The sequence below is a fragment of the Candidatus Omnitrophota bacterium genome, from assembly GCA_030650275.1.
Lineage (GTDB): Bacteria > Omnitrophota > Gorgyraeia > Zapsychrales > Fredricksoniimonadaceae > JACPXN01.
Genome location: JAUSEK010000020.1, coordinates 1 through 12,127, shown reverse-complemented (window position 1 = coordinate 12,127; position 12,127 = coordinate 1). Strand labels below are relative to the sequence as shown.

Here is a 12,127-nt window from a genome sequence, read left to right as displayed (position 1 = left end):
ATCATTGGGCGGGGTGGAATCATTGATCGAGACCCCGTGGTATATGAGCCACTCGTCCATGGGGCCGACGGCCTTAAAGGTCTCCGGCATCACCAGGGAAACCGTGCGCGTTTCGCTGGGCATTGAAGGCGCCGAAGATCTCATCGCCGACCTTGACCAGGCCTTGAAGGGTTAACCCCGTGAAGTCCTCTCTTTATTCCCTGTCATTTGTCCTTTGCCTTTTTTGGGGCGGCATCTGCGACGCGGCTTTGCCCGACGTTGAGGTCGCGCTCATGAACAAGGATTATGCCCAGGTGCGCGATCTGTCACAGGAGATCCTAAAGTCCACGGCCGTAGCACAGGAGAGGATCATGGCGCAGTATTATCTGGGTTTAAGTCAATTACGTTTGGGCCAATACGCCGAGGCGCGCAAGGCCTTTGGGATCGCCAAAGCAGCCGCGCTGAATAAAGAGATATATGATAAAGCCGCCCTCGGAATGCTCGAGGGGCTTTACATGGCCGGGTTTTACAAGGACGCCCTTAAGGAAGGGGAGGCGCTCCTGCGCAAAAGCCCCGATTCCCAATTATTAAGTTTGGTTTATTTGAAACTCGCCCGCGCCAACCTGAAACTCATGCAGTGGCAAAAGGCCAAGGAATACCTCACGAGGATCGTTGAACAGTTCCCGTCCAGTTTGGAGTCCCCCATCGCGCGTCAATTGCTGGAAGAAAAAGAATATTTTACCGTCCAGGTCGGCGCGTTTTTGGAACAGTCCCGCGCGCTGCGGCTGGCCGATGAATTGAAAGCCAGCGGACAGTACGCCTATATGGTTGAGACCACGTCCCCCGAAGGCCGCAAATTCTTCCGCGTGCGCGTCGGCCAGGCGGGCTCTCTCGGCGAGGCCCAGACCCTGGAAGTCCAACTGTCCAAACTGGGATATCCCACCCGTATTTATCCTTAAATTATGCCCGAACACCCCATTGTCTTTATTGTCGGCCCCAGCGGTGTCGGCAAGTCCGACGCTGCTTTTGAAGCGGCGCAGCGTTTGGGAGGGGAGATCGTTTCCTGCGATGCCATGCAGGTTTACCGCGAGGTCAACATCGCCTGTGATAAACCCTCGCTGGACATGCGCAAAAGAATTCCCCATCACATGCTGGATATTGTTTCTGTCACGGAAGAATTCAACGCGGCTGTTTTTCGTCAACTGGCGGTGGCGGCCATTGCGGATATTCGGGGGCGCGGCAAGACCCCCATTGTCTGTGGCGGCAGCGGCATGTATGTGACTTTTTTGCTGGACGGAATATTTGAGGCGTCTGCCAAAGATGAGAATTTGCGCCAACGTTTGCAGGAAGAGATCAACGAGCAAGGGACGCCTGTTTTGCATGGACGCCTGGCGGCCCTTGATCCCGCGGCCGCGGCAAAGATCCATCCCAATGACGCCAAACGCATTGTCCGCGGCCTTGAGGTGACGCTCACCGTCGGCCGTCCGCTTTCCGACGTGCAAAAAGAACGGCACGGGTTGTGGGGACAGGTTCCCTTGCGCATCTTCGGCCTTAACCGTCCGCGCCAGGAATTGTACGAGCGTGTTGAAGCGCGCGTGGAGCGGATGTTTGAACACGGTTTGGTGGATGAGGTTCGCGCCTTGTCCGGCATGACATTAAGCCACACGGCTCGCGCTATCATCGGCATTCCGGAGGTGACGGGGTATTTGAAAGGCGAACATGACCTGGCACGGGCCAAATATTTGATGAAGCTCAACACCCGCCATTACGTCAAACGTCAATTGACCTGGTTCCGTCGTGACCGGCGCATTGAGTGGATCAATATTGAAGAAGACATGAATTATGGGGACACGATACTTAATTCGTTGGCTAGTGTGAATTAAGTATTGTGTCCCTATATTTATCTATGACCAAAGAACGCATTTTATTAGCGGTTGTGATCCAGAGCCACAGGGCGGTGTGGACGCCCGAGGATGACGCCAAGGAAATCGCGGAACTCATCGCCTCCTGCGGCGGCGAGATTGTGCACACGGTGTTTTGCAAGACCATGCCGCCGACAGCCAGCCATATGCTCACCAAAGGCAAGGTGGAAGAGATCAAGGCCTTATGCACGGCCGGAGGTGTTGACTGCGTTGTGGTCGGTTGTGAACTCAAAGGCAGTCAGCAGCGCAATTTGGAAAATGAGTTCGGGGTCAAGACCATTGACCGCACCCAGGTGATCCTGGATATTTTTGCCCGGCGCGCGAGATCGCCGGAGGGCAAGATGCAGGTGGAGCTTGCCCAGATGCAGTATCTTTTGCCGCGATTGACGGGTCATGGGCAGGAAATGTCCCGTCCGGGCGGCGGCATCGGGACATCCGGTCCCGGAGAAACAAAATTGGAAACCGACCGCCGGCGCATCGGAGAGCGCATCACCAAATTGCACCGCGATCTAAAAGAAGTGACCCAGGGCCGCCAGGTCAAACGCAAAAGACGCAAAGATAATGAAGTTCCCAACGTCGCGCTGGTGGGCTATACCAATGCCGGCAAAAGCACGCTCATGAACGCCCTGACCCATGCAGGCGCGGTCACCCATGACAGTCTTTTCACGACGCTGGATTCCCTTTCCCGCAAGACCCCTCTGCCCAATAACAGGGAAGTCGTCTTTTCCGATACGGTCGGGTTCATGCACGCTTTGCCGCACGGGCTCATCGAGGCCTTTAAAGCGACACTGGAAGAGGTGGCCGAGGCCGACCTGCTTTTGCACGTTCTGGATATCAGTCATCCGAATTTCCGTAACCTTTATCAGGCCGTCAACGCGGTGCTGGAAGAATTGAAGCTTCTGGACAAGCCGACCGTCATGGTCCTCAACAAGACCGATCAGCTGGAAGATATTTCCCGCCTGAAGGAATTTCAGAAAATGACCCCGCACGCGGTCGGGATATCCGCCCTTAAAGGCGAGGGCATCGGCGAACTTTTATTGATGGTGGAAGCCATGCTGCCGGAGGGGACGGTTGAGATCGATGTGTTGCTGGACCCCAAACGCATGGACCTGGTCCATCTGGCGCACAGTCAGGGACAGGTGCATGATGTCAAATTTTTGGCCAAAGGCATACGCCTCAAAGCGGCCCTGCCCGCCAAAACCGCCGGCGCCATCACCCGGCAAGCGAGGAACACGCCGCAGGGTTGACATTTGAAGCGGTTTGGGTAGAATAGGGCGTTCATTTTCGTCACGATCTTTTGCCGAGATAGCTCAGGTAGTAGAGCGCAGGACTGAAAATCCTGGCGTCCCCAGTGCAAGTCTGGGTCTCGGCATTTTTTCTCTCCAGATAAAGCATTTTCTGCTTATCACTTACCGTTTAGCACTGTAAAATATTTAAATATGCTGGCGTAGCTCAGTTGGTAGAGCAGCGCATTCGTAATGCGCAGGTCGGGGGTTCGAGCCCTCTCGCCAGCTCCATTTTGATTTCTATGCCCCGTTTATCGTTACGCATCCTGCTGTTGCTTGCCCTGCCGCTGACGGCGTATTCGTTCATGCTTCCGGCGGGGTTCAAGACCATGGACGACCAGGTGTCCATCGTCGCCAATCCTTTGATCCGCAACGCCGCCAACGCGGGACAGCTGTTCACGCAGGGATATTTCAGGGACCATTCGTATTATCGTCCGCTGGCAAATCTGACGTTCATGGGGGAGTTCCACGCGTTCGGGCTCAACCCGTTCTTTTACAATCTGGACAATCTGCTCATCCATATCGCCAACGTGTTTTTGGTATGGATGCTGGCAAGCCGTTTGACGGGCAATCCCGTCGTGGGATTTTGGGCAGGGCTTATGTTCGCCGTTCATCCCGTGCACTGGGAGGCGGTCGCTAACATTTCAGGCCGGGCTGTTTTGCTGTGCGCGTTTTTTTCGTTCACGTCGTTCTTGTTTTTTCTCACGGCCTATGCCCGGCGCCGGACAGGGTGGCTCGTCGTTTCTTTGGCCGCGTTCGCCGCAGCACTTTTGTCCAAAGAAAACGCCGCGGTCCTGCCTGGGGTCTTTTTCCTGTATCTTGTTTACGCGCGCGGTAAGGCAAAGGATTTTTCCCTGCTGCTGCCATATGCCGTGATCGTCGGGGCGTATCTATTATTGCGCCAGAACATCGGGATGACGGAATTCTATCAATGGCATGGTCCTGACCAGTACATTTTAGGGTTCATCACTTTTTTGCGTTCGGTCCTCACGCATATCCGCTTGTTTTTTGTTCCGACGGACCTGCATTTTGACCGTTCTTTGCCGGTATTCCTTTCTTTTGCCCAGCCGCAGGCCATGACCACGATGTTCGTAGGACTGACAGCTGTCTGCTGGCTTTTCATCGGACGCAAACACATCAGCGCTTTGGCGTGGATGTGTCTGGCCTGGTTTGCCCTGGAACTTCTGCCGGTGTCCCAGATCGTGACCACCGTCGGTGTCGGTGTCGGATGTATCTCAACGGCTGAACATTTCCTGTACACCGCTTCCGTGCCGGCGTTCATTCTCATGGCCCTGGGCGGGATGAAGTTGTATGGGTTGATCATCGAGAAAAGGATACTGACACCCGCCGTGCTCCAATCCCTACTGGTCGCTCTCGTCGTTTTCTGGATGAGTGTCACGGTTGAACAGAACATTTACGCCACCAGCGAGATCGCCATGATCGAACGGTCCTTGCGCATGCAGCCGTACAATGCCCGTTTGAATTTTTCCGCGGGCATCGCGTATGTGCCGTCGGGGAGGTTCAAACAGGCCGAGGCCTATTTTCGCGCGGCCGTTGCCTATGACCCTTTTGAGCCCCGTTATCAGATCGCCCTGGGCAAGTCCTTGTGCGACCAGGGTCTGGTAAAGGAATGCATCGGCGTGTATGACAACATCAAAGACCCCGGTTCCTTCAAGGATTTTTTGAACGATAACCGCCGCGCCGCGCAGGCGCTTTTAAAACATGCTGACCTTTCTCAAAAATAGGGACAATTGGCCGTTTTTGCGTTTCTGGCTGGCACAGCTGGTCTCGCAATTCGGCGACCGCGTCAACCAGATGGCGCTCGTCGGGCTGATCGCGGCCCGCCATCCTGATTCACCGTTCGAACTGGCCAAGATCCTGGCCTTCACCATCATCCCGGTTTTTGTCATCGGTCCCGTGGCCGGTGTCTATGTGGACCGCTGGGACAGACGCAGGACGCTGTTTGCCTGCGATTTCATCCGCGGCTTGCTGGTTTTGGGCATCGCGTTTTACCTGATCAACCTGTCTTCGATCCTGCCCATCTACGCCGTCGTTTTTTTGATCTTTGCGTTCAGCCGTTTTTATGTACCGGCGAAAATGTCCTTTATCCCGCAAATGGTCAAAACAAGGGACCTGCACATCGCCAATTCTTTGGTCACGGTCACGGGCATGGCGGCTTTGGTCTTCGGCGCGCTGTTCGGCGGCATTATCGTTGAGAAATACGGCGCCCGGGGCGGTTTCTTCTGGGATGCCGCGACATTTTTCTTCTCCGGGCTCCTGGTTTTTTCCATGCCGGCCGTCAGAAAATTACGGACGGGTTTTGATACACACAAGATGCTGACCGCCGGACGCCAGATGCTGGGTGTGCACAAGACCGTGCTGGCGGAAATTGACGAAGGCATTGCCTATATCCGGGGTCAAAAAAAGATCCGGTTCATTTTTGTGATGATGTCAGTGCTCTTCGCGGCCGCGGGCGCGGTGTATGTCGTCCTCATCGTTTTTATCCAGCAGGCGTTTCACAGCGTGACCCGTGACCTTGGGTTTTTGGCCGTTCCTTTAGGCGCGGGGCTTTTTTTCGGCAGCATGCTCTACAGCAAGTGGGGAGGGGCGATTTCCAAATGGAAGGCCATGTTCTGGTCCATGGTCTTCGGCGGGCTCATGGTGGCGCTCTTCGCGCTCATGGCGCATACGACCCATAACCGGGCTTTGGCCGCGGCCCTGGCGTTTGGACTGGGCTTTGTCGTCGGACCGACTGTGATCGCCGCCAACACCGTGGTGCATACGGTGTGCAGCGAGCAAATGAGCGGCAAGGTCTTCAGCGCCCTGGAATTCGTCATCCACGCGGCGTTTTTGCTGGCCATGCTCGCCAGCGCCTACGCCGCCGAGTATGTCAGCCGCGTGTGGATTTTATCCGCTGTTGGTGCTATATTCTTAGTCATCGGCATCATCGGTTTGATCACATACAAGGATGATTAGATGAATTTCGCGGTGTTCGCTTCCGGCAACGGGGGGAATTTGCAGGCCATCATCAGCGCACTGCGCGCTAAAAAGATCCGCGCCGCTTTGCGATTGGTCATCAGCGACCGGGCGGACGCTTACGCGCTGGTGCGCGCCCGCAAGGCGAAGGTCCCGACGCTGTATTTAAACCCGAAGGAATTCGCGACCCGCGAGGCCTTTGACCGCGCGGTCATGCGGTGCCTCAAAGAACATCACGTGGATTTCATCGTTCTGGCCGGGTATATGCGTCTTTTCAGCAGTCACTTCACCCGCAGTTACCCGAACAAGATCCTCAACATCCATCCCGCGCTGTTGCCCGCTTTTAAAGGCACCCATGGCATCCGCGACGCTTTCCAGTACGGTGTCAAAGTCACCGGCGCGACCGTCCATTTTGTCGTCGAGGCAATGGACGCGGGCGCCATCATCCTGCAGGAAGCGGTGGCTGTCAGCTCCAAAGACACCGAGGCCTCTTTGGCGCGCAAGATCCACCGCGTTGAACACAGGATCTACCCCAAGGCCATTGACCTCTTTGCCCGCGGCAAATTAAAACTCACTTAGGCTCTTCGTCGAAATGGGCTTCGCCGTTGTCAAAACGGATGTGGATGAGCTTGCCCTTGGGGCGCTTCCCGGCCGCGGGCGCGTCGTCGCCAAAAGCCGCCAGGTCCGCCCTGTTGTAGTGGATCTTTTTGTCCTGCCTTAAATTATTCAAAAGGATGCCGTTAAAATCTTTAAAATCGTAATAACGGACCGTGTCCGCGGCAATGGCGGCAACGGTCTTGTCATAATCATCCGCCGGCGCGAAATCACTGCGCTGGAATTTGAACCGGATGCGGTTGACCATCTGCTTGCTTAAAAAATCCGGCATCACGACCGGCTTGTAATCCAGGTGCGTGCCGGTCTCGTCGCCGATCATGCTTTGCCCGCCCTTGGTGTCCGCCAAAAACCGTTTCATGTATTCATCGTAGGGCAGATCGCCCGTCATGTAACGTTGGAAATCTTCCAGGTAAAAAGTGCCGCGGGTCTCAATGCCTTTTTTGATGTCCGTGATCACCATGATGAAGAATTCCGGGAGTTTTTCGCCGTCAGCGGCCCTGGCGTTAAAGAACACATCGGAGACGGCGGTAAAAAGATTGTTCTGTTTTTTGACGTAACTGTCCGTGTAGGCGCTGCTGAATCCGTAATCCTCCTGCTGGGATCTTTTGAGCGTGACCACATCGTATTCCAGGATGAATTGTCCTTCTTTGAAATGGACGTCCGCGTACTGCAGGGAGAATTTGGGCGTCTTGCGTTCGTCGCCCAAAGAATTTTCTTTTTTGGACTCGTAATCAAAAATGGGCTCATTGAGCGGGAGGTAGATCCAGAACGTATTGCCTGTCTTCCGGGTGATGATATGCAGATCAAATTCTTCCCGGCATTTGTCTTCAAGTTTTTTTTGCGCTTGCGTGACCGTCAGGGGTATTTCTTTGGCGTGGGGCGTGCAGCCCAGGAATAAACACAGCAAGGGGAAGAGAAGAACACAGCGCATCTTACGCGGCCGCCGGGCGGGAAGCGGGCTGAAGGCCGAATTTCTGGAAAATGGTCTCGATATCGTCATATTCCAATTCGCTTTTATTGATCAATTCCTGGGCGAATGCGTCCAGCAATTCCCGTTTTTCGTTGAGGATCTGGGTGGCTTCTTTGAGGCAGGACTGCAAAATGTCCTGCACGTCGGCATCCAGCGTTTCTTTTGTTTTTTCCGAGATGACAAAACTTTCGCCGTTGCGTCCGGCCAAAGCGTGGAAGTCGCCGATGAGCCCGCTTTTGCCCATGCCGTAGCGCCACACCATGCTGTGGGCGATCTGCATGGCGTTGTAAAAATCACTGCCCGGCCCGCCGCCGACACCCGAGGTGGTGGTGCCGAACTTGATCATTTCCGCTGCATAGGAACCCAGGGACACCTTGATGTTGGCCAGCAAATGCTCGCGGTTGGTGGAATGCAGTTCTTCAGTGGGCCGTTGAGAGACAAAACCCAAAGCCCCGCGGTGGGGGACGATGGTCGCTTTGATGACGTCGTTGGCCGGGTGTTTCAAATAGGCAATGACGGCATGTCCCGCCTCGTGATAAGCGGTCCATATCCTTTCTTTTTCGGTCAGGACGATATTGGATTTGGTGCCGAAGGACACGCGGTCGTAGGCCTCGTTGAGGTCTTTCATGATGATCTTGTCGCGTTTTTCACGCAGGGACAACAGACCGGCTTCACGGATCATGTAGTCGATGTCCGCCGGGGAGAACCACAGGGTCTTTCTGGCCAGAAGGTCGGTGTCCACCTCTTCGCCCGGGGCCACGTCCACGCGTTTGAGGTAAAATTCAAAAATTTCTTTGCGTTCCTTGAGATTGGGTTTGTTGACGTAAATTTTGCGTTCAAAACGTCCCGCGCGCAGGACCGCCTCGTCCAGATCGGTTTCCTCGACGTTGGTGGCGGCGATGGCCACGATATTGTTTTCGGTTTTGCGCAGGCCGTCGAGTTCGGTCAAAAATTGGTTGATGGTCGCGTTGTGCGAGGTGACCCCGCCCCAGCCGGTGTCCTGCATGCGCGGACGGGCGAACGAGTCGATCTCGTCAATGAAAATGATACAGCCGCCTTCCATGTTCGCCAGGGTACGGGCCTGTTTGAAGAGCGATTTCATGCGCGCGGCGCCCTGGCCCACGAACATGCCGACGAATTCACTGCCCACCGCCGACAGGAAAGGCAGGCCCGCTTCGGTCGCGATGGCCTTGGCCAAATAGGTCTTGCCGCAGCCCGGGGGACCGAACATGATGGTCCCTTTGACGATCTTGCCGCCGATCTTTTTGACCATGACGCGGTCTTTGAGCAGTTTGACCAATTCCCACGCTTCGCGTTTGGGTTCGTCCATGCCGATGACGTCGGCCATTTTGACGTTGACCTTGACCTTGTTCAAGTCCAGCGACCCCATTTTTCCCGCGGCGCCCCCGGACATGAGCCAGTAGTAAAACCCGAAGGACAGGGGCACCTGGATCAGGGTGACAAAGATGAACATGATGAGGCTTTGCCCCATTTGGGCGGAAATATTGCGGCGGGAGAACGACTCCAGCTGGTCGTAATTGGCGTTGGAAACGAACATGAATTGGAGCATCCAGAGGATCATCGTCAGCGCGATGCCGATGATGACCAACCGGATCCAGTACAGCTGCATGAAGATCAAGAACTTGCGTAACATATTAAAGCCAGAATATCATATTCCAGACGGTAAGTCAAAGCCCGCGGAGGCATTGTTATTCTTGACTATAAAAGCAAACTATGTTATTTTGGACGGACTTTTAGTCATCAGAGAAAAAATGTCAAAGATCAGATCTGTCAAAGCGCGTGAGATCATTGATTCCCGCGGCAACCCCACGGTGGAAGTGGATGTGGTGCTGTCGTCCGGCGTTTTGGGCCGCGCGGGGGTGCCTTCGGGCGCGTCCACAGGCGAGCATGAGGCCATTGAATTGCGCGATGGCGATAAAAGCCGTTATAAAGGCAAAGGGGTCCTCAAGGCGGTCAACAATGTCAATACCGTCATTGCCAGGGCCGTTAAAGGCAAGGATTCGGATTTCAAAGCCATTGATAAATTAGTCATCGGTCTGGACGGTACAGAGAACAAGGGCAAGTTAGGGGCCAACGCGATCTTAGGCGTGTCGTTAGCTGTCGCTAAAGCTGCTGCTAACGAAAAAGGCATTCCCTTATACCGTTATATCGGCGGGGCCAAGGCGAACATTTTGCCCGTGCCTTTGATGAACATCATCAACGGCGGGATGCACGCGGACAATAATCTGGATGTGCAGGAATTCATGATCATGCCCATCGGTGCGCCGACGTTTTCCAGGGCCATGCAGACGGCCTGCGAGGTTTTCCATACGCTCAAAGGCATTTTGCATGACCGTGGTTTGGCAACATCCGTCGGGGATGAAGGCGGTTTCGCCCCCAACCTCGGCAGTAATGAGGAGGGCTTGGACGTCATCATCCAGGCCATTGAGAAAGCCGGGTATAAGCCGGGCAAGGATGTTTTTATCGCGCTGGATCCGGCGGCCTCGTCGTTCCATGAGAACGGCAAATATGATTATAACGGCAGTCAGATCTCGTCCAACGACATGATCGAGGCCTATGCCCGCATGGTCGCCAAATATCCGGTGGTGTCCATTGAAGACGGGCTTGATGAAAATGACTGGGACGGATGGGAGGCGTTGACCCGGCGTCTGGGTCCAAAGACGCAACTCGTCGGCGACGACATTTTCGTGACCAATGTCCAACTTTTGAAGGAAGGGATCCGCCGCCGCGTGGCCAATTCCATTTTGATCAAGGTCAACCAGATCGGCTCTTTGTCCGAGACATTGGACACCATCCATCTGGCCAAGAAGAACAAATATACGTCCATCATGTCGCACCGTTCCGGCGAGACCGAGGACACCACCATCGCCCATCTGGCCGTGGCCACGGGCGTTGGTCAGATCAAGACCGGGTCGCTGTCGCGCACCGACCGTTTGGCGAAATATAATGAATTGCTGCGCATTGAAGAGGGGCTTGGAAAAAAAGCCGTGTATGCGGGCAATTTTTGGGGTAAGATATATTAGGTAATGCTTAAGAACGCCATTTGGCTTTTTGTTCTTACGGTTGTGGTCCTGGCGGTGTTTTTGCCGTCCTACGCCAAGATGCAGGATTTGAAGCAGAAGAACCGCGCGTATGTCCAGCAGATCGCGGACCTGCATAAGCGCAACGCGCAGTTGCAACAAGAGAAACATTTATTGGAAACAGACCCGGCGTATCTGGAGAAGGTCGGCCGCGCAAAGATGGGGCTGATACGTCAGGGAGAAACGGTTTACACGGCCATACCGGAGGCCACAAATACTTCGCGGGGTGGAGCAGCCCGGTAGCTCGCAAGGCTCAGTCAAATGGGCGACCGGTTGAGAAATCAACCGGCAGATCACCTGTCAAATTCGGGGAAGCCTGATAAGGTAATCCCGAGCCAAGCTAGGGCGAAAGTCCTGGAAGGTGTAGAGACTAGATGGCAGGCACCCGAAAGGGTGAAGGGATAGTCCAGACCACAAATTGCGTCGATGACGCAAGCGGCGAAAGCCGTAGCTGGTACGCATAACCTTGAGGTCGTAGGTTCAAATCCTGCCCCCGCAACCAATAAAAAAGCAGTCCCTTTTGGGGCTGCTTTTTTATTGTTACAGAGAAGCAGGATTTGAAGGAGCCCTGTTTATAAACTGCGACGAAGAGGAGCAGTTTATAGGGCGGGGGGCCGACTCCGGCGAAGCCGGAGCGCCAAATCCTGCCCCGGATTTCCTGAAGGCCCGAGTGAAATCCTGCCCCTGTAGCATGACTATGGTATAATTCACGTATGTGGTATGTTTATATTCTTGAAACAAAAGATCGCCGTCTTTATACCGGCACAACAAACGATATTCCCCGTCGCATGCAGGAGCACAAGGACGGCAAGGGTGGCCGATTCACCCGATCATTCAGGTTCAAAGGCCTGCTTTATACCGAAGAACACCTCACCAAATCCTCTGCTTTGAAACGCGAGAAGCAGGTTCAGAGTTGGACTCGCCACGAAAAGTTAGTCCTCATTAAGGGCGACTTGACTTACTAAGATCAAACTGATACAGTAACGCGAATCAGATAAGTTCCTCCGATCTCCCCGATCGGCAGTACAGCAGTAAAAATTCCCCTAGCAGAGAGGTCGAGTTAATTTTCCTTCCAAATTTTTTTAACTAGGGGGTATTCCATGTCCAAAAAGCAAGTTGTCCAGAAATCAGTAAGTATCGTGCCGGTAGAAATTATTCATAATAAGATTTTCTTGATCCGTGGACACAAGGTGATGTTCGATAGTGATTTGGCGGAACTTTATGGGGTGCTGACAAAACAATTAACTCGTCAAGTGCGCAGGAATATTGAGAGATTTC

At 54.2% G+C, this 12,127-nt stretch carries 13 protein-coding genes and 2 tRNA genes; 13 read left to right on the top strand and 2 right to left on the bottom strand.

The window, feature by feature from the left end; translation table 11 throughout:
* Positions 1–13: 13 nt before the first annotated feature.
* The 9 genes from Q7K71_05395 to purN all read left to right on the top strand — a co-directional run bounded on the left by Q7K71_05395 (position 14) and on the right by purN (position 6,742).
* A complete protein-coding gene (locus tag Q7K71_05395; protein MDO8675534.1) occupies positions 14–175 on the top strand; it encodes a PLP-dependent transferase in 162 nt (53 codons plus the stop codon).
* Positions 176–179: 4 nt separating this feature from the next.
* Positions 180–938 (top strand): SPOR domain-containing protein, encoded by a 759-nt coding sequence (locus Q7K71_05390; protein ID MDO8675533.1) that lies wholly within the window; start codon positions 180–182, stop codon positions 936–938.
* A gap of 3 nt (positions 939–941) precedes the next feature.
* On the top strand, positions 942–1,862 hold the full coding sequence (gene miaA / locus Q7K71_05385; GenBank protein MDO8675532.1) for a tRNA (adenosine(37)-N6)-dimethylallyltransferase MiaA: 921 nt from the start codon (positions 942–944) through the stop codon (positions 1,860–1,862).
* A gap of 23 nt (positions 1,863–1,885) precedes the next feature.
* On the top strand, positions 1,886–3,148 hold the full coding sequence (hflX, locus tag Q7K71_05380) for a GTPase HflX (protein ID MDO8675531.1): 1,263 nt from the start codon (positions 1,886–1,888) through the stop codon (positions 3,146–3,148).
* A gap of 52 nt (positions 3,149–3,200) precedes the next feature.
* A tRNA-Phe gene (locus Q7K71_05375) sits at positions 3,201–3,273 on the top strand.
* 69 nt (positions 3,274–3,342) lie between these two features.
* Positions 3,343–3,418 (top strand) — tRNA-Thr (locus Q7K71_05370).
* Between the two features lie 11 nt (positions 3,419–3,429).
* Complete coding sequence (locus Q7K71_05365) at positions 3,430–4,932, top strand: glycosyltransferase family 39 protein (protein ID MDO8675530.1); 1,503 nt, start codon at positions 3,430–3,432, stop codon at positions 4,930–4,932.
* Positions 4,910–6,163: an MFS transporter gene (locus Q7K71_05360; protein MDO8675529.1), complete on the top strand. Its 1,254-nt coding sequence runs from the start codon at positions 4,910–4,912 to the stop codon at positions 6,161–6,163. Before Q7K71_05365 ends, Q7K71_05360 begins: the two co-directional genes overlap by 23 nt.
* Positions 6,164–6,742 carry a phosphoribosylglycinamide formyltransferase gene (purN, locus tag Q7K71_05355; GenBank protein MDO8675528.1) on the top strand — a complete coding sequence of 193 codons (579 nt, stop codon included), beginning with the start codon at positions 6,164–6,166 and terminating at the stop codon, positions 6,740–6,742.
* Here purN and Q7K71_05350 read toward each other — a convergent pair.
* Both Q7K71_05350 and Q7K71_05345 read right to left on the bottom strand, forming a co-directional pair.
* The gene (locus Q7K71_05350) at positions 6,735–7,685 is read right to left on the bottom strand and encodes a hypothetical protein (GenBank protein ID MDO8675527.1); all 951 of its coding nucleotides are present in this window, start codon (positions 7,683–7,685) and stop codon (positions 6,735–6,737) included. The genes purN and Q7K71_05350 overlap by 8 nt on opposite strands.
* A 25-nt stretch (positions 7,686–7,710) precedes the next feature.
* Entirely contained in the window at positions 7,711–9,402 is a 1,692-nt protein-coding gene (locus Q7K71_05345) for an AAA family ATPase (GenBank protein ID MDO8675526.1), read from the bottom strand.
* Positions 9,403–9,520: 118 nt separating this feature from the next.
* Between Q7K71_05345 and eno the strand changes: the two genes are divergently transcribed.
* The 4 genes from eno to Q7K71_05325 all read left to right on the top strand — a co-directional run.
* The gene (eno, locus tag Q7K71_05340; GenBank protein MDO8675525.1) at positions 9,521–10,792 is read left to right on the top strand and encodes a phosphopyruvate hydratase; all 1,272 of its coding nucleotides are present in this window, start codon (positions 9,521–9,523) and stop codon (positions 10,790–10,792) included.
* A 3-nt stretch (positions 10,793–10,795) separates the two neighbouring features.
* Positions 10,796–11,092: a septum formation initiator family protein gene (locus Q7K71_05335; protein ID MDO8675524.1), complete on the top strand. Its 297-nt coding sequence runs from the start codon at positions 10,796–10,798 to the stop codon at positions 11,090–11,092.
* Positions 11,093–11,562: 470 nt separating this feature from the next.
* Positions 11,563–11,814 carry a GIY-YIG nuclease family protein gene (locus Q7K71_05330; protein MDO8675523.1) on the top strand — a complete coding sequence of 84 codons (252 nt, stop codon included), beginning with the start codon at positions 11,563–11,565 and terminating at the stop codon, positions 11,812–11,814.
* A gap of 135 nt (positions 11,815–11,949) precedes the next feature.
* Positions 11,950–12,127, top strand: a 178-nt coding sequence (locus tag Q7K71_05325; protein MDO8675522.1) for an ORF6N domain-containing protein, incomplete at its 3' end; no start/stop codon positions are given.

Coding starts and splice junctions, on each gene's coding strand:
- Q7K71_05335 (MDO8675524.1), top strand. CDS start 10,796: ATGCTTAAGAACGCCATTTGGCTTTTTGTTCTTACGGTTGTGGTCCTG.
- Q7K71_05365 (MDO8675530.1), top strand. CDS start 3,430: ATGCCCCGTTTATCGTTACGCATCCTGCTGTTGCTTGCCCTGCCGCTG.
- eno (MDO8675525.1), top strand. CDS start 9,521: ATGTCAAAGATCAGATCTGTCAAAGCGCGTGAGATCATTGATTCCCGC.
- Q7K71_05345 (MDO8675526.1), bottom strand. CDS start 9,402: ATGTTACGCAAGTTCTTGATCTTCATGCAGCTGTACTGGATCCGGTTG.
- purN (MDO8675528.1), top strand. CDS start 6,164: ATGAATTTCGCGGTGTTCGCTTCCGGCAACGGGGGGAATTTGCAGGCC.
- Q7K71_05360 (MDO8675529.1), top strand. CDS start 4,910: ATGCTGACCTTTCTCAAAAATAGGGACAATTGGCCGTTTTTGCGTTTC.
- hflX (MDO8675531.1), top strand. CDS start 1,886: ATGACCAAAGAACGCATTTTATTAGCGGTTGTGATCCAGAGCCACAGG.
- miaA (MDO8675532.1), top strand. CDS start 942: ATGCCCGAACACCCCATTGTCTTTATTGTCGGCCCCAGCGGTGTCGGC.
- Q7K71_05330 (MDO8675523.1), top strand. CDS start 11,563: ATGTGGTATGTTTATATTCTTGAAACAAAAGATCGCCGTCTTTATACC.